Consider the following 21,878-nt stretch of genomic DNA (forward strand, 5'->3'; position numbering starts at 1 on the left):
CTCAGGACTCTCCAAGCCAGAATGTATCCGGCATATAGACACCGAAATAGGCGGTCGGGTCGTAGCCGTAGAGCGCCTTGTCAGGCAAATTGCGCAGCCGTGAGGACGCCAGAATCGGCTGATGCGTTCCGTTCACCGTGCCGATCGAAAACACCTGATCGGTATAGATCGACAGCATTGAATTCCAGATCTCGGCGCGCTCCGTGGCTTCGGTCGATGCGTTCCAGCGCTTGAGTAAAGCCATCAATTCGACCACAGGCGGAAGATCGGGCGCTTCGCCGACCTTGCCACGAGACAAGTAGTGAGCACCCCAGAGCGGCCATTGCAGCTGGTCGTCGACGGTGGGGGCCAATTGGTACGGGTTCATGTCGGCGGTCGGTACGCCATTGTCGATGCCCGACCACATCGACATCATGATCTGGCCGCCAAGCGCGCGGCTGCGGAAGATGTCACGCTGCGAAGTCCGGATGAACAGGGCGATGCCGATCTTGCGCCAGTGATCGGTGATGAGTTCGAGTGCGTCGGTTTCCAGCGTGCTTTCGCCGGCCGTTTCAACTACGAGCTGCGCCGAGCGTCCGTCGGGAAGTATCCGCAGGCCGTCATCGTCACGCGCCTGAAGCCCGACCTCGTCGAGCAGGGCATTGGCCTGGTCGGGATCATGGGCGACCCAGGCTTTCGCGAATTCCGGCCGGTAGAGCGGGCTCTCCGGCAGGACCGTATCGGCACTTTCCTGCGCCAATCCGTAGAACACAGCCAAATTGATCTCGCGCCTGTCCACAGCGAGCGACAGTGCGCGGCGCACGCGCACGTCACGAAAAAGGCCACGCCACACCTGGTCGGCACAATTCAGATTGGGCAGCAGCGCCAGCCGCGAACCCTGTGTGCGTTTCCAGAGATGCATCTTCACCGGGTAGCGCTTCTCCGCATCCTTCAGGAAGGAGTAATCGCTGAAGTCAATTCCCATGGCTTGCAGGTCGCTCTCGCCCGCACCGGTCTTGGCGGAAATGATCGCCGACGAGCTGACATTCATGACAATCCGGTCGACATAGGGCAGTTGCCGGCCATTCTCGTCTATTCGATGAAAGAACGGGTTCCGCTCGAAGACGAACTGCTCAGCCGGCGGCTTGGTCCGGTTCTGCCAGGGATCGAGCGTCGGCAGTTCCGGGTTCTCCGGGCGATACTGCCGCGACATGCGGATGTGCAAGAGCGTCCATTTCTGGGCCCGGTTCTCCTTCATTAGGCCGGCGAGCCGGAATGGATCCTGGTATTTCTTGTGGAACTGCTTGAGATAGGCGGCCGGCAGAACAAGCGATAGGGGCGAAGCAGCGGCGAGCTTGGGCAGGAAGTCGGGATTGGGCGCATCCCAACTATAGCGGACCGTCAATGGATCGACGATCTCGAAGCGTGGCGGCTTGCCGTCTGCCATCAGGGCCGGGGCGAGCCCGCCTTGCGAAAGCTCATCGTTCAGCCAGACATCTTCCCAGCAATAGCGAAAATCCTCCGACGTCAGCAGGCTACCGTCAGACCATTTATGTCCTTCTCGTATCTTGAAAGTGAAGACACGATCATCCGCTACATCGAAACTTTCGAGAATGTCTGCTTGCAAGTTAAGCTTTTCGTCGTAGCCGACCAGGCGAGCGTACCCGTAGATCGTCATCATCCGGATATCTTTCTGGCTGCCGATGATCGTGCGCAGCGTGCCGCCATACTGGCCGGGCTGCCGGCCCATCGCAGCGAGATTCAACGCGCGCGGGCGCTTGGGCAGGCGTTCGGCGAGCGCTGGCAGCGCCCTGGCCGTCAGCTGCGGCTGAAGAAATTCCGGCTCCAGATCGCCGGCGCGCAACGTGCCCGGCAGAAATGCCGAAGCCATGAGTCCAAGGACGGTGCGCCGGCTGATCAATGGCGTAGCTCGCTGACATCGGCCGAACGTCGGGCCAGCACGAGGTGGCCGCCGCCAAGATCGAGCGGCGACAGCATATCCTCGTCGCCCTCGTCGCGGAATTGCGGTCCCCATGCGCTGGTGTCGGAAGCGCCGCTGAGCTTCAGCGTCTTGAAATCCATCGGCCTGTCGAGATCGGGGAAAGGTACTGCGGCGACCAGTGAGCGCGTGTAGGGGTGGATAGGTTTCCTAAGCAGAATTTCGCGCGGCGCGAGCTCGACGATACGCCCGCCGCACATCACCGCGATGCGGTCTGCCATGTAGTCCACCACCGCCAGATTGTGGGAAATGAACAGGTAGGTCAGGCCCAGTTCCTTCTGCAGGTCCTTAAGAAGATTCAGGATCTGCGCCTGGACAGAGACGTCGAGTGCCGAAACCGGCTCGTCGCAGATCAGGAGTTCAGGCCCCAGCGCCAACGCGCGCGCGATGCCGATACGCTGACGCTGCCCGCCGGAGAAACTGTGCGGATAACGCTTTATGAAGCGCGGGTCGAGCCCGATTGCCTCCATCAGGCTCTTGACCGTGGCGAGTCGGGACGCGGCATTGCCACGTCGATGGATTTCCAGCGGCTCGCTCAAAATGTTCTCCACCGTCATGCGAGGTGAAAGCGACGAAACCGGATCCTGGAAGACCATCTGGATTTTCGCGCGCAGCATGCGCAGGGCGTCTCCCTCGGCTTCCAAGACGTCGATCGGACCATCGCGGCCGTTGAAGATCACGGACCCGCCGCTAGGGGTGACAGCCCGCATGAGGATCTTGCTGACAGTGGTTTTGCCGGATCCGCTTTCGCCGACAAGACCCAGGCACTCACCCCGCCTGATATCGAAGCTCACGCCGTCCACGGCGCGAACAGAGGTTTGATGATCTCCGCCAAACCATCCGGACTTGCGGATCGTGAAGGTCTTTGTCAGATCGCTGACCGATAGCAGGAGGTCGTTCGGCCCCTTCGATGCCGGCGCCGTCTGCTTGCCGAGCAGGTTCCCGACATTCACCGGCACCTCGCGGAGCGCCTTTAGCCTTTCGCCGGGCTTCAGGTCGAAATGCGGAACGGCTGCCATCAGGCCCTTCAGGTAAGGGTGGCCCGGCCGGCGGAATATCGCCTCCACAGGTCCCGCTTCCATGATCTCGCCATGGTACATGACCACCACCTCGTCGGCGACATTGGCGACTACGCCAAGGTCGTGCGTGATCAGCAGCATCGCCATGTTCAGCTTCGTCTGAAGCTCGCGCAGCAATTGCAGGATTTGCGCCTGGATGGTGACGTCCAACGCCGTCGTCGGCTCGTCGGCGATCAACAGGGCGGGCCGGCAGATAAGTGCCATGGCGATCATGGCGCGTTGACGCAATCCTCCCGAAAGTTCAAAGGGATACATGTCATAAGCGCGCTTGGGGTTGGGAAAGCCGACAAGTCCGAGCATTTCCTCGGTGCGCGCCTTGCACTCCACCCGGGCCATGGGCGTATGAATCTGCAGGGATTCGCTGACCTGATTGCCGATCGTATGCAGCGGCGACAGTGATGTCATCGGCTCCTGAAAGATTTTGCCGATGCGGCTGCCTCTCAATGCCCGGATTTCGGGTCCGTCACGCGGCATCTGCAGGATATCCTGCGTCGTGCCGGGCTTTTCAGGATCGGAAAACAGGATACGGCCGCGAACATGGGCTGTGTTCGGCAAAATGCCCATAACCGCCTGGCTGAGAACCGATTTTCCGGAACCGGACTCGCCCACAAGCGCGGTAACCTTGCCGGGCAGGACGCGAAGATTTGCACGCCTGACGGCATGCAACGGTCCCCCTATAACGGCAAAAGAGATGCCAACATCCTCGATCCGCAGCAGATCAACGCCCAAATTCATTCTCACACCAGCCCCCACTCTGGCACGTCCAGAAGGCGAGACTAACGCATTGCCAGCCTAGAGCAACTTGGATTCGAACAGTCGCCAGTTCCCTGGCGGAACCGGCGGCCGGACTGCATACCAAACGCGTTCGGATCAGATCGTGGCGGTTACTGGAGCTTCCTCGGGTCGCCCGCGGACGGCCGCGCGGCATTGCGATGAAGCAGCATGACCTGCTCGGCGTCGGATATTCGGTCGTAAATCGGCTCCAGCGCACCGTCTTCGTCGAGTGCGAGAGCACCCGACAAATCGGGTGAAAGCACCGTTAGCTTCTGCCTGATGCCCGCCAGTTCCTCCATGCCGAGCGCCAGCCAGTTGTTGGCGCCGCAATAGCTGGCGAAGTCTTTGCTGGCAAGAACGCTGTGCGGATATTTCTTGGTCAGGGTCTGGAGGCGCTGGACCTCATTTACAGCCGAGCCGAAGACAGAGAATGTGAGCCGGTCGGTAAGCCCGACATTGCCGAACATCACATTGCCGACATGCAGGCCGATACCATAGTTTATGTCGCTCAATCCCTGCTGCTTTCTGCGCAGATTGAGATCCATCATGCGCGCGGTGGCCTTGTGCGCTGCTGCAAGAGCAGCCTGGCAGGCGATCTCGGACTGCGAACGGTGCCTTGCGCAAGGGTAGACGGCAATGAAGCCATCACCTATGAAACTCATGATCTGCCCGCCCTTGCGATTGAAAGGTGCAGCAGCAGCGTCGAAAAACTGGTTCAGCGTATCGATATAGACTTCGCGGCCGGCGGTTTCGGCAAGTCTTGACGACCCGCGCATATCGCCCATGACCAGTGCCGCCCGGATTGTATCACCCTCGCCGCGCTTGATCTGGCCGTCGAGCACGCGCCTGCCGGCGTCGCCGCCGAGATAAGTGGTCATCATGTTGTCGGCAAGCTTGGTGAGCACCGCCATCTTGGTTGCGATAGCGAGATGGTTCTGGAGGCGCAGCAGCGCCGAAATCATGCTGTCGCTGAAGCCTGCAGCACTGTCGGTGGACCAAGATCCGATCATGCCCTGACTGGTGTTGCCGCTGAAGGGATGGACGAAAGCCATGTAATCGGTGACGCCCATAAGCTTGAGGTCGTCGAAAATAGGAAATTCCGACGGCACCGACGGGTCGAGCCGGCGCCGCAGATGGTCGAGCTTGTGGCTGAGCAGATGGTAGTATGGGCTGGTCAGGAATCTGTCGGAATGAACGCCGTTCTCCTTGCGGAAGCCCTCCACTTCCAGGCCCTGGCCGCGCAGCCAGGTGAAGCCAAGCGCGTCATAAAGCGGATGAAGCATCGAAAAGCTCAAATGCACCCGCTTCAACGGCAGGCCGGCAGCAGCCAGCCGTTCACAAAAGCCCCTTACCAATGTTTCCAGGTCGTCGCCCGCCAGCGCCGATTGGGTCAGCCAATCGGCAACCTTATCCATGAGAATGGCAGAAATTTCTGCTTGCGCTGTGCTCATGCTCTCTCGAAATCTCCTTGATCCGCCACAAATTCGCCGGCTCGAACGCCGTCAGGCCTTCACCACCGTCTCTCGGGCTAGCCCGAGGCGGCCAAAAACATTGCGCGTGTCGACGATCAGTCGAGCGTGATCCGCGATCGCCTGATAGTTGATCGCGTCGTGGTCGGTTGCAACGACGACAGCGTCGAAATCCTTCAAGGCCAGCTCGGTCAATTCGACCGAGCGACGCCCCTTGATCGCCATATGCTCTCGTGTGGCCGGGATTTCGGTAACATGCGGATCGTGGAATTCTGCCTTGCCGCCCCATTCCTCGATGAGTTCAATGAGCCGCAATGAGGGGCTTTCGCGGATGTCGGGCACATTCTTCTTATAGGCGAGCCCGATGATGAGAATACGCGAGCGGCTGAGCGCCTTGCCGCAGCGCCGGTCCAGCGCCTTCGCCAGTTCATCGACGACATGACGCGGCATGGCCGTGTTGATCTCTGCCGCCAGCTCGATGAAGCGGGTCGGCAGTTCGTATTCGCGCGCCTTCCAAGTCAGGTAGAAGGGATCGATCGGAACGCAGTGCCCGCCAAGTCCGGGGCCAGGATAGAAAGGCATGTAGCCGAAGGGCTTGGTCTTTGCCGCCTCGATGACCTCCCAGATGTCGATTTCCATCGCACCGAGCACGACCTTCAACTCGTTGACGAGGGCTATGTTGACCGAGCGGAAGATGTTTTCCGTCAGCTTGACCGCCTCGGCGGTCGCCGTGGTGGAAACCGGAACGACGGTCTTGACCACGCCCTGGTAAAAAGCCTGCACGAGCGTCGCCGCTTCAATGCCGTCCCCTGCCACGACCTTGGGGATCGTCGCGACTTCAAAGCTGCGGTTGCCGGGATCCTCGCGTTCGGGCGAAAAGCCGAGGAAGAAGTCTGTCCTCGACCGCAAGCCGGTTTTTTCCAGGATGGGCTTGATCACGTCGTCGGTGGTGCCGGGATAGGTGGTCGATTCCAGCACGATCAGCTGGCCGAGACGCAGATGCTTCGCGATGGTGCCTGCGGTGTTCCTGACAAAGGAGAGATCCGGCTCGCGGTGTTTCGTCAGCGGTGTCGGAACGCAGATGATGATGACATCGCAGACGGCCAGTTCGGCAAAATCCGCAGTGGCGCGGAACCGTCCGCTCGCCACCTGGCCGGCAAGGGCTGTCGGAGTCACCGCCTCGATATAGGATTGGCCGCTGTTCAGGCTCTCGACCTTCTTGGCTTCGATGTCGAAGCCGGAAACCGGGAAGCCGGCGCGTGCGATCGCAACCGCCAGCGGCAGCCCGACATAGCCCAGTCCGATCACGCCGACTTGCGCGGCACGCGTCGAAATCCGGTTCAGAAGACGGTCATATGTCGATCGTGAGGCGTCCAACAATCTGCTTCCCGTCAATTCGGACAGGCCGTCCGCTTCCATGGTGAGGCTCACCGGCCCCAAGAGCCCCGAGGCATATTGCGGAAAATCGATGTCCGCAAGCCGTCAGACCGGCACCTTCGCCTTCAGGCTTGCAGCAGCCATCGCATAGCCGCCGGCGGCGCCATCGATGAAATGAACGTGATCGCGCTGCAGCGGCGATGCGACGAGGCATGTCATCAAGGCCGATTTCTGGCGGTGCAGGCCATAGTTGCAGGTGCCCGCCTCTTCCGCCTGTTTCAGCCGGTTCTCGATCCGTTGCAACACATCCGCGTCAACGTCGATGGTCATCTTCAAGCCATCGTCGAACTTCCGGAAATCCGAATTGCTGGCCACTTCGCGTTTGTAGATCTTCGGATCGAATCTGCCGATCGTCCAGCCAAATCTATCCGCAACAGCCGTAAGCGTCATCAGGAACACTATCCACAGCTTCGACAGCCACCGCCGTCCTGCCGGCGCCGTGGCCCGCGCCTCGATATCGAGGCCGGCGGGCAGCAAACTGTAGTCCGGCCCGTTCACCGGCACCGGGTGGCCATCGCGTTCCTGCCTGCCGGCAAGGGCGATGATGTCGGAAACCAGAGACTGAAAACCGCGCAAATCGCGCGACGCCCCCGGTATGGCTATGATCGAGACGATTTCGCCGTGCCGGGCTTCGATCGGGTTCCAGCGGCACGAGAGGCCGGTCAGGTCCGGCCGCGCGCCGGCCGGCGCAGGATCGATGCGGTAGCGCCCCGCTTTCATCTCGGCTTCCGCCCAACTGCCACCACCTCCGGCGAACATGGCGTAGAAGACCGCATCGGAGGCCTGGAACCTCGCCACGCGAACGTCGAGGCCTTGCGCTCTTATATCCTTTATCGGCACGATTGCGGCACGCAAGGTCAGATCCAGTTCGTCCGCCACCCATCTCTGGACAGCCGCCAACGCGTTGCGGGTGATCTCCAGCGCCGAGCCGGGAAACGCCACGAGCGCGCCGTCGCCGCCGAAGACAAAGGGAAGATCTTGCCTATCCAGCGCATTGAGCAACGCCGAAATGACGCTGGCGCCGGCCATATTGACGGTTTTATAGCGCCCCGCCTCGATCGCCCTGGTCGAGCCGACGATGTCGGCGGTGGCCAGCGCCCAGCTATCGGGGAGAGGCTGATAGTTATCGATATCGGCAACGCTTTCGAACTTTGCGAAGACCGGCAAAGAAGCGACAAACGGGTCGGACGCGGCAGCTGTTTCCATGAGCATCAGATAGCACATTCCAGTGCTTGAGGGTGAAGTCGATCATGCTTCGAAATTGACTTGCGCAGGCTTTCCGATGATAGGGTCCGGCGATGCGAATTGCTTTCTACGCGCCGCTGAAGTCGCCCAATCATCCCGTTGCCTCGGGCGACCGCCAGATGGCACGGATGCTGGTCAAGGCGCTGGAGCATGGAGGGCATAGCGTCGAACTAGCATCCGAATTGCGCTTCTATCTACGTGAACCGGATTCGAAAAGTTTCAATGCGCTCAAGATCGAGGCCCGGGAGGAAGCCGCGCGGCTGGCAAGGCTTTGGGATCGTCACGGCAAGCCCGATCTGTGGTTCACCTATCATCCCTATTACAAGGCGCCCGACCTGATCGGGCCTGAACTGGCGTTGGCCTTTGCTATCCCCTATGTGACAGCGGAAGCCTCCTATTCGAAGCGGCGCAACACCGGTTTGTGGGCCGATACGCAAGCGTTGGTGGCGCGAGCCGTCGAACAGGCAGCGCTGAACATCTGCTTCACGCAAAGGGATCATCAGGGACTGGCAGATGCGATACCCGACGCCGCTTTCGGCATGCTTTCGCCTTTCATCGACACATCGGTATTCCGGGAAACGCCGACACGGGGTTGTCCGACGCGCCTCGTTACCGTCGCCATGATGCGCCCGGGCGACAAAGTCGAAAGCTATCGCATGCTGGCGCAAGCGCTCGGTTCGATCGCTCACCTGCCCTGGACCATGTCGGTCGTCGGGGACGGACCTGCCCGCGAAGAGGTCAGAGCGCAATTCGCCGGCTTGCCCGCCGACCGTATCGAATGGCTTGGCGCGATTGAGCCAGCCGCCGTGCCGGATGTCCTTTACAGTGGGGGAATTTACGTCTGGCCGGGTTTCGGCGAGGCCTATGGCGTTGCCTATCTTGAAGCACAGGCCGCCGGCCTTCCGGTTGTGGCTCAGGACATCGCCGGCGTGCCGGAGGTCGTGCGGGATGGCCAGGCCGGGTTTCTCACCCCGCCGGGCGATGTGGCGGCGTTCGCTTCTGCCATTGAAAGGCTTCTGGCCCGTAACGACGAAAGATCCATCATGGCCGCAGAAGCCAGACGTTTCATTCTCGAAGAACGTTCTCTCGGTGCTGCGGCGGCGCGTTTGGCCGAATTCCTTGCGAAGATTCCGGTCTCATGACATTCGGTCAGATCTGGCAACCCTTGGTGGAGGAACTGGCGAGCCGGCAACGGGCGGACCGTAAGGCAGAGTTCTGGCTGCGCGACGACGACGCCGTGGATCCGACGCCTGCGCTTGATCGGCTGCTCGACCTCACCGGCGAATTCGCGGTTCCGGTGACCCTGGCCGTCATTCCCGCCCTGACTGACGAGAGGCTTGTCGTTCGGCTCGACGAGGCGCCGCATGCCACGGTCGCCATCCATGGCTGGGCGCACCGAAATCATGCGCCCGAGGGCCAGAAAAAGCAGGAGCTCGGTGCGCATCGCCCACGCGAGGCGGTGCTCGATGATCTGGCTCGCGGGCTGTCGCGCGTAACCGGCCTGCACGGCGCACGTGCCGTTCCGATGCTGGTGCCACCCTGGAACAGGATCGACGCCGGCTTGGTATCCGACCTTGGATCGATAGGATTTTCGGCATTGTCGGTCTATGGGCCGCCAAGGCCGGCTTCACTTGCGGTCATCAACAGCAATGTCGACATCATGGATTGGCATGGCACGCGCGGCTGCTGCGATCATGGCCTATTGGTTCAGGCTATCATCGCGCAATTGCAGCATGCATTCGATCGGGGCGAACCGGTGGGCCTGCTCACCCACCATCTCGTACATGATGAATCGGCATGGCTTTTCCTCGAACGGCTGTTCACCGTCACTGCACGGAGTGAAGCCTGCGCATGGCTTCCGATCAGGACATTGATCGGGCGCAGCGCCGGTAGAGCAATTCCAGGAAAAGTGTGAACGGTTTTCCCGGGAAAAGCGCGTAGCGCTTTCCCTTGGGAATTGCGTCAGAGAGATAGAGGAAAATAGCTCAGCGCTTTTTGCGCAATGAGACTGGAAGTTTGAGCGTCTGGCCATCCCGCGCGGCAAAAGCGCCGGTAAACCTGTCCTTGGCCAGTTTCTCGATCTTGTCGAGTTCCTTGTCGGTGCGTGTCGGATCGTGGTGAAACAGGGCAAGCCCACGCGCACCGGCCGCCTCACAGAGCTTGACGCCCTGTTGCCATGTCGAGTGCCCGTAACCGCGGCGGCGTTCCATTTCCTCTTCGGTGTAGGTGCAATCGTAAATAACGAGGTCGGCATCTTCGATCAGGCCGAGCACCGCCTGATCGAGTTTGTCCGGCTCGTGCTCAGTGTCTGTGATCACCGCCACGACGCGGCCGCCCCATTCGACCCGGTAGCCTATGCAGCCGCCCGGATGGATGAGACTGCCGGTTCGGACCACCACCCCTTCGCGCGGCCGAAGCACGTCTCCGGTTACGAAATCGCGATAGTCAAGGCTTGCCTTGCAGGCCTCCAGTTTCACCGGAAACCACGGCGGCCGCATGAACTCATCGACCATCTGCCGGGTCGTCATGTGTCCTGCAAGATGCCCGGACCAAAGCGTAACCTTGGCGCCCCGGTCATAGATCGGCGCAAAAGACGGCAGCCCGATGATGTGATCGTAATGGCAATGGGTGAAAAGCAGGTCGAAATCGGTCACGCCCAACGCCTGAAGCGCCGCGCCGGCAGGCCGTAGGCCAGAGCCTGCGTCGAACAGAAGCGTATGCTTACCGCATCGCATCTCGACGCAGATTGAGTTGCCGCCATAGCGAGAGAATTCTGGCCCTGATACCGAAATGCTGCCGCGGACACCCCAAAACCTGACCAGGAAAACGTTGTCGTCCATGCTACCCCTTCGCCCATCATATCCAAACAACTGCTGCTAGGCGAGACAGGCTTTCTCCGGGTGATCTTCTCAGCGAGAGGACAGTGCCGTCACGACGGCGAGGCGTCATTTGGCGCTTCGTGCGTCGATCAGATCCGCCGTCGTATGGCTTAGGCGATCGGCAAGAACCCGCAATATCTCGATGGTCATTTCCGGGAACTCCCTCATAAGCCTCAGGAAATGATCCTTGCGGATTCTCAGGGCTTCCAGCGGACTTGCCGCTCTGACGGTGGCAGTGCGGGAGCTGTTGCACAATATGGCGATCTCGCCGACGATCGAATTTGGCTCCAGTTCGGCAACTTTTATCGGCCCGCTGTCGGAATCGACAAGAATATCCGCCCTGCCTGAAAGGATGACATAGGCGGCGTCTCCCTCGTCGCCCTGCCGGAAAAGGATCTGGCCGGCGCTGTAGCTGACACGATCGGATGTGAACGCAAGCAGCTTGAGCTTTGTCGGCTCGATGGCAGAGAACAAGGGAACGCGTTGCAGCATTCCAACTTCATCCTTGAGCAGCATTGTCGCAAACCTTCCAAAATTCGCGTTTGCCAGAATAGAGCAACGGACGCCCAGATGGAATCAATTCTCTTTCCGGGATGGCGAGACAAACCACGCGAAAGGCCGCGAGCCCGATGTCGTGCACCGGCAGAATGATCCCATCTGCATGTCCGTTGCTCTATGACAACAGTTCCTTGAAGATACCGTTCCCTGCCAAAAGTGTCTCGTGTGTTCCGTCTTCCGCCAATTGACCCGAGTCGAAGACGATAACGCGATCGAACATCATCGCCATTGCCGGATTCGTCACGACCCACACAATTGCCGGCGAATGGCCGTCGCGCCTGGCTTCCTCGAGCACATTTCGCAGCACCTTATCCTGCATGCGCTGGTCGAGCGCCGACAGCGGCCGGTTGAGAATGAGAAAATCGGGACGCTTGAGCAAGGCCCGGGCAACATCGAGCTTCTGTCGCTGTCCACCGGTGAGCCGCCTGCCGCCGGAGCCGACGTTGAAGTCCAGGCCGACATCCAGAAGTTCGCCATAAAGCCCCAGTTCGTCAAGAATGTCATAGACGATGGAGCGTATGCGGTCCGGCGCGTCGGGATGATTGTTGCCCACACGCCCGAACAGGACATTATCCATGACGGTGGCCGCGGCAATGTATTTGGCAGGATCATACCGTTCGACCGCATTGTGCAGCTCGGGCGGCAGGTCTTCATAGAACCGGTTGCGTGCAGCGACGATCTTGCTCATCAGCTCGTCGCTCAGCAGGCCGAAGCGGTGCCGGGGCTCGATATAGGCAAAGCTCAAGGTGACGATCATGGCGCGATCGTTCTCCGAAACCGCCTCGTAGGGACGGTTCTTGAGCCGTTGCAGCAAGGTTTCGTAGGCGGGTATCTCCTCCGCGCTCATGAAGGCGAGCTGCTGGAAGAACTGGTGATCGGGCGGCAGGTCGGCAAACAGCTCGATCGCCTGTTTGGCGATCTCCAGGCCCATTTCGTAGAGCGTGCGGTCGAGGCCGGCTTGCCTCAGCACGGAAGCAAAATAGGGATTGGCCGCCAGGGCCCTGTCGGCCAGTTCGGGGCCGGCGGCAGCGCCGAAGAGCAGGTTTTGGCCGATCGTTGCTTCCTTATTGTAGGCGCCCGGTTCGAAAGGAACCACCAGTCCGCTCAGCCCCTCTTGTTCCAGCCGGGTCCGCAGCGCCGCACGCAGCTCGACGATCCGCCTGGCAAGCTCCGTGTGACGCGTGAGGTCGGCCGATGAGCGCAAGCCAAGATCCAGAATGTCGCGCGACAGAACAACCGCGTCGAGCACCCGGCGCACAGCTTCAAAGAGGTCGTGCGGGCCGGTAGCGCCAGCCGAAGCATAGTTGATCCAGTCGCTGTGGATATCAAGATCCGGATTGCCCGACCGGCGCGCCTCGTGAATGTTCCAGCGGTGCTGGTCTGCCGCAGCACCGTCATAAGGCACCGATGTCAGCGGCGCATGCTTCAACCCGTAGAGCAGGTTGTCGCGGAGGCTTGCCTGGAACAGGAAAACATCCGACGAGGCATACGACATGCGCCGGCCGGTTACTGCTTCGGGGAGTTCAAGCAGGTCGTCGCTGCCCGAAGCGATCCTTCCACTGTCCGGCCAGATCAGCCGCGCGAAGGCTTCTGCAAGCGCCTCCGCTCCACCTGTTCCGGTACTGACCAGCGCCACCGTCTCACCCAGCTTGACCTGGAGGGAGATACGGTTGAGGAGCATTGCACCGCCATCGTCTGCTATGGACAGATTGATCGCCGCGAGCGGCTTGGTCATCGGATCGGGATCGTCGATCGTCAATGCCCCGATTTTCGGCGCGATGAGACCTTCGACGGTGAACTGTTCAACGACCTGTTGATATTTGACCTGGACATCCTGCCGATCCTGATCCCAGTCGATCAGTTCCTTCATCGGTCCGGGCAGGTCCTTGTAGGCGCCGATCACGGCCACGAGCTGGCCGACGTCCAGCCGCCCCAGGATGACCAGATACCCGCCGATCATGTAGAACAGAAAGGGCGTGAGCTGCGCGAGAAAATTGTTGAGGAACTTCACCATGAATTTCCATTGGTAAAGATCGAAGCGGATCTTGAAGATGAGCCCGAGCCGGGCAGCTATGTCGGCGCGCTCGTAGTTTGATGTATCGTGGACGTGAACCGCGCCGATGCCGTCGACGATTTCGCCAACCCGGCCCGAAAGCGCGCGCGCCGTCAACTGCCGTTGGCGCCCGAGCACGATCAGCCGCCGCCGCATTCGCGGGATGAGCACGATCTGGATCGCCACGATCACGACCGCTATCATTCCGAGCCAGACGTTCTGGATCATGATGAACAGCATGGCCGTCAGCGCCTGGCCGCCGAGCAGTACCGGCTGCAGGAAGGCGTCGCCGATGAAGCCGCCCAGCGGCTCCACCTCGTCCTTCACCATGGTCGCCACTTCGGCGGATTTGACCCGCTTGAAGTAAACCGGCGGAAAACGCAGCACACGATCGACCAGATCGAAGCGGATACGCCGCAGCATGCGTTCGCCGAGGCGGCCCTTGTAGGTGTTGATGTAGAATTTGAACAGGCCGTTGATGACGACTAGCAAGAGGAACACAAGGCTCAGGGCAAACAAGGTCTCCTTGCGGTCGAGCTGAAAACCGGAGAAGAACTGGAACTCTCCAATGAACGGCAGGTTATAGTGTAGCCTCATGAATGGCTGGGTCGCGCCCGGTTGCTCGAAGCCGCGACCTTGGATCGGTCCGTTGACGATCAGCTTCGGCAGGTCGAAGGACATGAAATACGGGATCATCGAAAGCACGACGATCATCAATATCCAGAGCTGCTGCTTCTTGGTGTGCGTCCAGATATAGCGGGCTAGGCTGGCTTCCATATGCGACTGTGGACCCTTCAGTTGGAAGGATGCAGGATGTAAAAGCACCTGCAGGCGAATGGCGTATCGGCAATTTCTTCGTCGCCAACGATGAGCTCGAAGCTGCTGTGCACGGACTTTGTCCTGCGCTCAACGATGCAGGGAACCTGCGAGGCGGCGCGATCCAGTTCCGGCGCATGGTCGATGGCAACGACATGGGCATTGTTGATCGGCGAAGAAAGCAGATGGCCAAGCGGTCCGCGGCTTTCGCAAGGCTTTGGCGAACAGCCGAACAGCAAGAGGCCGCAGCTGCGCGGCTGGTGCCGGCGAATGGACGCCGATGATCCGGACAGATGCAACAGGCTCTCTCCGGCACCGGGCAATAGCCAAGCGGCTTGCAGCATGATCACGTCCGCGGAATCAAACAGTCTTGCGGGAGGCAAGATTGCGTTGTGTCGCCCAAAATCCCAACATACAAGACGAATTATGATGGATGTCACGCAACCACGCAATGCCATGGACTGGCACGAGCAAGCCTTGGACCTCACGCGGGGAATTGCTGCCTATGTCAACTGCCCTCTCGTGGCAGGGCTGGCGCGCGTCGTCGCCAAGCATCCGAAGGCCGATATCGCCAACGCCTTCAACCACAAGCAGGTCGCCTGCAAGATGTGGGCGCTCGACAGGCTGTTCGAAAGCTGCGGCGGCCGGTTCGGGCGCATATGGGTTCTGGGTGGGTGGTACGGCGTATTGCCGGCAATGCTTTTCAACGACGCCCGCTTCGACATCGCGGCGGTCGATAGCATCGACATCGATCCCGAAGTCGCGCCGGTCGCCCGGACCCTCAACCGGGAAGCCGGCGACCGGTTCCGGGCGCTGACGGCAGATATGTACGCACTCGACTATGCGGCCGGGCGGCCCGACCTGATGGTCAATACGAGCTGCGAACACATAGCCGATCTGCGCGCCTGGCTTGCTCTGCTTCCGCCGGGCACGAATGTACTGCTGCAATCGAACGATTATTTCAGCGAGCCGACGCACATCAACTGCGTGGCTTCGCTTGCAGCCTTCGAGGAAATGGCGGCGCTACGGGAGGTGCGGTTCTCCGGCGAACTGCCGACAAAAAATTATACGCGCTTCATGCTGATTGGAACTGTTTGATGCATTTCGCCCAAAAGCGCGTAGCGGTTTTGGGACAACGACCCGCATAAAGACAGGACTTGAAGCGCGTCGCACGAATCTCACCAGACGCGACGCGTTAGAGCAATTCCAGGAACAGTGTGAAACGGTTTTCCCGGGAAAAAGCGCGTAGCGCTTTCCCTTGGGAATTGCGTCAAAACAAAGAGATAGAGCGGTTCGGCGTTTTCGTGAACCGATGAACCGCTCTAGGTTCTTTCGTCTGTTTGATCATGAACTTTTCTGAAACCGGGCCCCACATTTAGGGACCACGTTCGATACCGCTCGCGCAGGATTTGCGCGGAGCGACGCGCGCCTTCGAGATCGAGACGATGCGCGGATGGCGTCGGTCCCCCAAGCGCCTGTTCGATCGCTTGCGCCAAACCTTCAGGCGTTAGGTCCTTTTCCATCAGCACCATTGCAAGACCGAGTTCTTCGAGCATCAGGGCGCGAACCGTCTGTTCGGTTTCCCCGCCGGCCGCGAATGGAACGAGCAGGGAGCGACAACCCGCGCGCAGGACATCGCAGACCGTGTTGTAACCCGCCTGCGAGACCGACAGGCGGGCGCCGGTCAGCAGGCTGGCGAAATCCTCGCGGAACCGGAAGATGGACAGGCCTGGCGTGGCATCGCGTGCGATCGCGTCAAACTCGTCTTTCGGCAGGTTTGGGCCGGTGATCAAACACCATTTCCAAGCGTTGTTGGCCTTCCGCGCAGCTGCGACGGTAGAGCTGACAAGGCTCTTTCCGGCAGCCCCGCCGCCAACCGACACCAGAACGTCGAAGCGCTCGGAGGCCGCGGGCGATGGCGGCGCGGCAACGAGCCCCGTGTAGGTGACCTCGGCCCTGATCGCCCCAGCCAGTGGAAATGTCCTGTCGATGGTTGCGAAAGCCGGATCGCCGTGGACCATAACAAGATCGAAATGCCTGTTGATGAGATCGACCGTTTCCTCGTTTCGGCCCGGCTTGACGCGCTCCTGGAGGATATCACGGACGGACGTCGCCAGCAGCGGTCTGGGCGACGTCGCGTCGATGGCCTCGATCAGCGGCAAGAGTTCGAAACGCATCTGCCGGCGTCCAAATGGAAACGCCTCGACAATGACGATATCAGGCCTGCAATGCCGGAATGCCTGCAGCAGCATCTCTGAACGCCATTTCTTGAAATCATCGTCGATCGGGTTGCCTTGCAGGTCGACAAGTCCCGAAAATCCTTCATCACCGGAGGTGACAGGTGGCAGGGTTACAGATTTTACTCCCAATCCCGGAAACCCGGCGATCGGCGCTCCGCCGGTCACGACGGTTACGTCAAACCCGTCATCGACCAGAGCCGCTGCAATGCGGCTGGCGCGCGCGAGATGGCCGATGCCGAGCAGGTGCTGGACATAGAAGAAAGCGCGCAGCCGCTTCATTCGGCGGCCCGCCACTCCCGCTCGAACAGTTCCTTGAGCTGTCCAATGCTTGCCATATGATCGAAATTGCCGCGCACGCGCCGCTCCGCGGCCTCGCCGAGGCGGTCGCGGAGCACGGGATCACGGATCAGGCGCTCCAGCGCCTGTGCCAGGGCAATCGGGTTTTCCGTCGGAACCAGCAACCCGGTTTCATCCGGCGATAAAAGCTCCGGCACGCCGGAAATATCGGTCGACACGCAGGCAAGCCGCTGGCTAGCCGCCTCCACCAGAACGTTCGGCAGACCGTCCCGGTCGCCATTTGCGGTGATCCTGCAAGCCAGGGCGAAGATGTCGGCGCGGCGGTAGTGCTCAAGCACCTCCTCCTGCGCAAGCGCGCCTTTCCAAGAGACTCGACCATCCAGGCCGAGCTTTTGCGCCAGCGCCTTGAACCGTTCCAGTTCCTCGCCGCCGCCGATATGCTCGAAACGCCACGCTAGATCGCCGGGCAACAGGGCAAGGGCCTGCAGCAACGTATCGTAACCTTTCTTTTCAACGGCGCGCCCGACACTCAGAACGACAACCGGTTCGTCCGGCGCCGAGCCGTCATGCTGCTTTCGCGCCTCGCCGAAACTGCCGAAGCGATCAAGGTCGAGCCCATGATAGCTCAGATGCACAGACGAGTTGCCGTTAGCGAGTTTTTTCAGACGGTCGAAGCCGGTTTTCGTGCAAGTGACCGTCCAGCGCGCCGAGGAAAGCTTGCCGGCCAGATCCCAGTCCGCCGAAGTCCAGATGTCCTTGGCATGGGCCGAGCAGGTCCAGGGCAGGCCACGAAGCTGGCTGGCATAGCGCGTCACCGATGCCGGTGTGTGCGCGAAATGTGCATGCAGCCAGGCCGCGTCTTCCGGCCATTCGGCCGCCAGCACGAGCGCTTGCCCGAAGCGGCGCGCGCGATTGCGCGTAAAGTCGCGGGGCATATCGGCAGCCAGCGATCCGAGCGCGCGCCAGAAGCCCGGACGCAGCAGATAGGCAAACAGCGAGCGAAGCACGCGCAGCGGCTCTTCATGCAGATATTCCGGTAGATAATGGACGGGCGCTTTGATCTCGTCATGCACGGGGTGGCGTTTTTCGTCGGTCGGCCGCCTGAGCGCGACGAGTATCAGGTCGAACCCCGCACGCTCAAGACCGAGCAGTTCCTGCGCGATGAAGGTTTCGGACAGCCGCGGATAACCCTTCAGAACCACGACGATCTTGCGATGTTGCAACTCAGGTCATTCCTTCAATGACCGAAAGGTGATGGCCGGCCCGCCGGTCGAGCAGTTCCGCGACGATTTCGGAAATATGAGGCAGCCCCTCCAGCGTCAGATGCGGATTGCTCTGCGATGGGCGGGGCCGGTCCGGCAGCACCTTCAGTGCATCGGCAAACCGCCGGGAATCCTCGGCTTCTTCCGGCAAAAGCATCTCGATGAGGCCGAGTTCGGCTGCGCGCCGTGCGCGGATCAGTTGTTCCCGGCGGGGCTCGACGCGCGGCACGATCAGCGCCGGCTTGTCGAAAGACAGTATCTCGCAATAGGTGTTGTAGCCGCCCATCGCCACTACCGCCTTGGCACCGGCAATCAGGTCTTCCATGCGGTTGTCGAACTCGATGATCTTGATGTAGGGGATCTTGGACCCCTTCTTGAGCAGCTTGTTGCGCTTGCGCGCCGGCATGTAAGGCCCAAGCACGATCAGGGCTCTATGCTGCAATTGCGGATCCTGCTGATAGGCATCGATGACGTCGTGGATCAGATCGGCGCCGTCACCGCCGCCACCGGTAGTAACGAGGATATAGTCGCCCTCGGGCCGGTGGCCGGGCAACTCGTTCCGCTGCAGGCTCCGTTGCAGGAAACCGACGAACCTCATCTTTGCCCTGACAGCCGGTGGCACATCCAAGCCGGTCAACGGATCGTAGAAATCCGGCGGACCATAGGCCCAGACCTTGTCGTAGAAGACGCCTATCTTGCGCATCACGTCTTTGCGTGCCCACTCTGCTTCGAGCAGATGCGGCGCATCCATCACCTCGCGCAGGCCAAGCACCAGCGTGGTGCCCCGCGTCTTGAGGTAGGACAGCGTGTCCTCAATCTCACCGCGCAGGCCGAGCGGTTCCTTGTCGACGATGAAGATATCCGGCCGGAAGGTCTCAGCTGTATGGCGGATGATCGACTGGCGCATCCTTAGCGTCTCATGCAGATCGATGTCCTTTTCCAGCGAGGTGTATTCGCCGTTGCGCAGCTTGATGACGCTGGGGATCTTCACGAAGTCGACTCGGGCGCGGTAGTCGAAGGCGCCAGCGATAGTCGCACCCGAAATGATAAGCACCTGAAGTCCGCGGAAATCCTCGACCAGCGAATGCGCGATAGTCCGGCAGCGCTGCAAATGGCCGAGCCCGAACGTGTCGTGGCTGTACATGAGAATTCGAGCGTTTTCTGCGTGCTGGGTCATTGTTGAACGTCTCTTAGAATTCTCGCCTTGAGGACCGTGAGCGACCCGCGGGATTCGAAACCATCCTCGCGGGTCTACCGACCTGTTCTGAAACATGAGGGCGCAATTTTCAATTCGTATTACAAAGAGGGTCCATATGCTGAAATCAGGAAGCTACGTCTGCTCAGCGGCTTGCTTGCCACGTAGGTCCAGAAGAACCTGCACCATTTCGCTGGTATTGACCATCTCGGATTCTCGGCGGCCTTGACCGCTACGATCAACGTGGAAGCTCCAGAATGGAATAGGGTATAGGTTGGTACTTCATTTCGAGCATCTCAGCCAAGCTCCTAACCATGATGTGCCTTGGCGTGGGAAGCCGGAGCGTTGACGGAGTAGGGGACACGTTCGAACCACCTGGATCTCGACTCTCAGACCAGAATCTGGGGGTCAGGAGTTCGAATCTTTTCGGGCAAGCCATTCATCCAATTGAACTCACTAGCTTTTTGGACGCCATGTGCGACGTGGTGCCGGTTTAATTTTCGGAATTCAGCCGATTTTTCGGCCGGTGTTGAATGGTCGGCGGTTCCTGGCGCCAAGATCGCACACTGCGCTGTAGCGGCGCCGGATAATCTGCCGGCAGCAAAAATCCCGCCGCTGCGGTCGTGCGAAGTACGCTGTCGATAAAATTCAGGACTTTTGCGTGTCGATTTCGGACCAAGGTCCGTCTTGTAGAATACTGTATTTGAACAAAGCTAGGTAAGCCGACTTTCGGACTCGAAAGTCCTGACGTTTTTCATCTGGAACCCATCCTGGCGGGAGGGCGACTCGAAGGAGGAATTATGAAAACGCGCACCTGTCTATTCGCGACTGTAGCCGCTCTTGCCCTTGTCGCGTCTCCGGTCCTCGCTGCTCCCGGCGGCAATGGCAATGGCAACGGCAATGGCGGCAGCAACGGCAAAGGCGGAAACTCGGCCGGGGCCGGCTCGCAGGGACACGGAGCCGCCACCTCGGCCGCGGCCAAGGACAAGTCGACGCACGGAGTCGCTCACGCAATAGCGGTCGTTGCGACAACACCAGCCTCACCGCGGGCTACGCTGGCCTTGCAGGCAGCGCTGGCAAGACAGGCAGCGAAAGACGCGGCAGACACTGCAGACGACACTTCTGACGAAACCGAATAGGGGTTCGAAACAGACAACTTGTTGCGTTGAAAGCCGTGGTTCGCCGCGGCTTTTTTCGTTTCCTCTCCTGGCGTTCGAACTCTCTAGGGCTTTTGATTTAAGTCGGCAGGTGAACAGCACCTCCAGAAAAAAGCTGCTCCACAGCGGCACTGAAGCTACGCTTAGGCCAAACGCCGCCGCATCGGCGTCGGATTCGATTGCATGCGAGGAGATCCCATGACCGGCTTTGTCGACCGCGAGCGCGCAACTGACCTGATGCAGCGCGCCGGCATCGAGGCGCTGGTGCTTTGCGAGCCCGAGGCGTTCCAATATGCCACCGGTGCCTGGATCGGCCCGGCCGGCCTATTCCGCCGCGCCGGCGCCGGTTTCGTCGTTATCCCGAAGCGAGGCGACCTGCCGATCGGCGTCGTGGTGGCGGATTTCCAGGCTGCCCAGCTCCGGGCGGCGATGGCCGGCGCCGTGGTGCGCACGCATCCGATCTGGATCGAATCGGCGTCGCTCGAGCCGGCGACGGCCGATCGGCCCGTGGCGCAGCGCATCGAGGCCGGCCTGGTTGGCCGCGAGCCCGGTTTTTCACGTCCGGCGACCTTCGAGCTTGCTCGCTCCGTCCGCGAGCTGAAAACGATCCTCGCAGAATTCGGGCTGGAGCGTGCGACGCTCGGCATCGAACTGGATTTTGTCTCGGCCAGCGATTTTGCCGCGATGCAGGCGATGTTGCCGGGCACTGCCCTGGTCAACGGCTCGCCGGTTCTCGACAGGCTGCGGGCAATCAAATCGCAGAGCGAGATCGACCTTCTGCGGCAGGGCATCGTCCTGTCGGAAGCTGGCCTTTCGCGGCTGCAGCGCCATGCGACGACCGGCATGCGTCAGTCGGAGCTGGTCGCGCTCTACCGGCAAGGCGTCGCCGATGCAGCCGCCTGGTCACCGCAGCAAATCTCGACAGCCGAATACGTCACGCTGGGCGCTCGCCCCAAAAGCGCCGATGCGGTCGCCGCCGCAGGCGATCCGCTGAAGGCCGACATGGTCTGCAGCGTGAACGGCTATGCCTCGGACATGTCGCGGAATTTCACCTTCGGGCCACCGTCGCCCGAACAGGCCGAATTACATGCGATAGCCGAACGCGCCTTCGCCGAGGGGCTTGCCGCGCTTATGCCCGGAAAGCCGCTCGCCGCCGTGCATCGCGCCGCCAGCGAAAGCCTGGCGCGCCAGGGCCTGCGTTCCTATCGCCGCGGCCATTTCGGCCACAGCGTCGGCCATTCCGTATTTTCGGAGCAATGGCCGTTCATCTCGGCCGACAGCGATGTCGTGATCGAAGCCGGCATGGTGCTGGCATTCGAGATCCCGCTCTACATCGACGGTCTCGCCAGCTTCAATCTCGAGGACCAGTTCCTGATCACCGCCAACGGGCCATCGCCGATGAACCGCTTGCCGAGGGGTTTAGGGACCATCGGCTGACC

The 21,878-nt window shown here is 60.7% G+C and carries 17 protein-coding genes; 5 read left to right on the plus strand and 12 right to left on the minus strand.

All coding sequences use genetic code 11. The features are described 5' to 3' along the window. Nucleotide 1: 1 nt before the first annotated feature. The 5 genes from AC0L2X_RS17605 to AC0L2X_RS17625 all read right to left on the minus strand — a co-directional run bounded on the left by AC0L2X_RS17605 (nt 2) and on the right by AC0L2X_RS17625 (nt 7,961). Nucleotides 2-1,900: an ABC transporter substrate-binding protein gene (locus AC0L2X_RS17605; protein WP_473600079.1), complete on the minus strand. Its 1,899-nt coding sequence runs from the start codon at nt 1,898-1,900 to the stop codon at nt 2-4. Next, entirely contained in the window at nt 1,897-3,792 is a 1,896-nt protein-coding gene (locus AC0L2X_RS17610) for an ABC transporter ATP-binding protein (RefSeq protein WP_473600080.1), read from the minus strand. The genes AC0L2X_RS17605 and AC0L2X_RS17610 overlap by 4 nt, the downstream gene beginning before the upstream one ends. 149 nt (nt 3,793-3,941) lie before the next feature. Next, nucleotides 3,942-5,282 (minus strand): adenylate/guanylate cyclase domain-containing protein, encoded by a 1,341-nt coding sequence (locus tag AC0L2X_RS17615; RefSeq protein ID WP_473553854.1) that lies wholly within the window; start codon nt 5,280-5,282, stop codon nt 3,942-3,944. Nucleotides 5,283-5,333: 51 nt separating this feature from the next. Next, entirely contained in the window at nt 5,334-6,677 is a 1,344-nt protein-coding gene (locus AC0L2X_RS17620; protein WP_473600136.1) for a nucleotide sugar dehydrogenase, read from the minus strand. A gap of 105 nt (nt 6,678-6,782) precedes the next feature. Beyond that, nucleotides 6,783-7,961 carry a DUF3095 domain-containing protein gene (locus AC0L2X_RS17625; RefSeq protein WP_473600081.1) on the minus strand — a complete coding sequence of 393 codons (1,179 nt, stop codon included), beginning with the start codon at nt 7,959-7,961 and terminating at the stop codon, nt 6,783-6,785. Between the two features lie 74 nt (nt 7,962-8,035). Here AC0L2X_RS17625 and AC0L2X_RS17630 point away from each other — a divergent pair, with 74 nt between their 5' ends. Both AC0L2X_RS17630 and AC0L2X_RS17635 read left to right on the plus strand, forming a co-directional pair. Next, nucleotides 8,036-9,124: a glycosyltransferase family 4 protein gene (locus tag AC0L2X_RS17630; RefSeq protein ID WP_473600082.1), complete on the plus strand. Its 1,089-nt coding sequence runs from the start codon at nt 8,036-8,038 to the stop codon at nt 9,122-9,124. Then, the gene (locus AC0L2X_RS17635) at nt 9,121-9,897 is read left to right on the plus strand and encodes a polysaccharide deacetylase family protein (protein ID WP_473600083.1); all 777 of its coding nucleotides are present in this window, start codon (nt 9,121-9,123) and stop codon (nt 9,895-9,897) included. The genes AC0L2X_RS17630 and AC0L2X_RS17635 overlap by 4 nt, the downstream gene beginning before the upstream one ends. A gap of 70 nt (nt 9,898-9,967) precedes the next feature. On the opposite strand, the gene AC0L2X_RS17640 is transcribed toward AC0L2X_RS17635, so the two are convergent. The 4 genes from AC0L2X_RS17640 to AC0L2X_RS17655 all read right to left on the minus strand — a co-directional run bounded on the left by AC0L2X_RS17640 (nt 9,968) and on the right by AC0L2X_RS17655 (nt 14,587). Further along, a complete protein-coding gene (locus tag AC0L2X_RS17640; RefSeq protein ID WP_473600084.1) occupies nt 9,968-10,822 on the minus strand; it encodes an MBL fold metallo-hydrolase in 855 nt (284 codons plus the stop codon). A gap of 105 nt (nt 10,823-10,927) precedes the next feature. Then, nucleotides 10,928-11,377, minus strand: a complete 450-nt coding sequence (locus AC0L2X_RS17645; RefSeq protein WP_023675957.1) for a cyclic nucleotide-binding domain-containing protein — start codon at nt 11,375-11,377, stop codon at nt 10,928-10,930. Nucleotides 11,378-11,534: 157 nt separating this feature from the next. After that, on the minus strand, nt 11,535-14,249 hold the full coding sequence (locus AC0L2X_RS17650; RefSeq protein WP_473600085.1) for an ABC transporter transmembrane domain-containing protein: 2,715 nt from the start codon (nt 14,247-14,249) through the stop codon (nt 11,535-11,537). A gap of 17 nt (nt 14,250-14,266) precedes the next feature. Next, nucleotides 14,267-14,587, minus strand: coding sequence for a hypothetical protein (locus tag AC0L2X_RS17655; protein ID WP_473600086.1), 321 nt, complete (start codon nt 14,585-14,587; stop codon nt 14,267-14,269). 130 nt (nt 14,588-14,717) lie between these two features. On the opposite strand from AC0L2X_RS17655, the gene AC0L2X_RS17660 reads away from it, so the two are divergent. Beyond that, nucleotides 14,718-15,386, plus strand: a complete 669-nt coding sequence (locus AC0L2X_RS17660; RefSeq protein ID WP_473600137.1) for a methyltransferase domain-containing protein — start codon at nt 14,718-14,720, stop codon at nt 15,384-15,386. A gap of 224 nt (nt 15,387-15,610) precedes the next feature. On the opposite strand, the gene AC0L2X_RS17665 is transcribed toward AC0L2X_RS17660, so the two are convergent. The 3 genes from AC0L2X_RS17665 to AC0L2X_RS17675 are packed head-to-tail and all read right to left on the minus strand — an operon-like array spanning nt 15,611 to nt 19,264. Next, nucleotides 15,611-16,807, minus strand: coding sequence for a glycosyltransferase family protein (locus AC0L2X_RS17665; RefSeq protein ID WP_473600087.1), 1,197 nt, complete (start codon nt 16,805-16,807; stop codon nt 15,611-15,613). Continuing rightward, on the minus strand, nt 16,804-18,048 hold the full coding sequence (locus AC0L2X_RS17670; RefSeq protein WP_473600088.1) for a glycosyltransferase: 1,245 nt from the start codon (nt 18,046-18,048) through the stop codon (nt 16,804-16,806). Before AC0L2X_RS17670 ends, AC0L2X_RS17665 begins: the two co-directional genes overlap by 4 nt. A gap of 1 nt (nt 18,049) precedes the next feature. Beyond that, nucleotides 18,050-19,264, minus strand: a complete 1,215-nt coding sequence (locus tag AC0L2X_RS17675; RefSeq protein WP_473600089.1) for a glycosyltransferase family protein — start codon at nt 19,262-19,264, stop codon at nt 18,050-18,052. Between the two features lie 818 nt (nt 19,265-20,082). Between AC0L2X_RS17675 and AC0L2X_RS17680 the strand changes: the two genes are divergently transcribed. Together AC0L2X_RS17680 and AC0L2X_RS17685 are read left to right on the plus strand one after the other, a co-directional pair. Then, entirely contained in the window at nt 20,083-20,421 is a 339-nt protein-coding gene (locus tag AC0L2X_RS17680; protein ID WP_473600090.1) for a hypothetical protein, read from the plus strand. Between the two features lie 216 nt (nt 20,422-20,637). Continuing rightward, nucleotides 20,638-21,876 carry a M24 family metallopeptidase gene (locus AC0L2X_RS17685; RefSeq protein WP_473600091.1) on the plus strand — a complete coding sequence of 413 codons (1,239 nt, stop codon included), beginning with the start codon at nt 20,638-20,640 and terminating at the stop codon, nt 21,874-21,876. Nucleotides 21,877-21,878: the final 2 nt, after the last annotated feature.

The organism is Mesorhizobium sp. WSM4828, assembly GCF_055811175.1.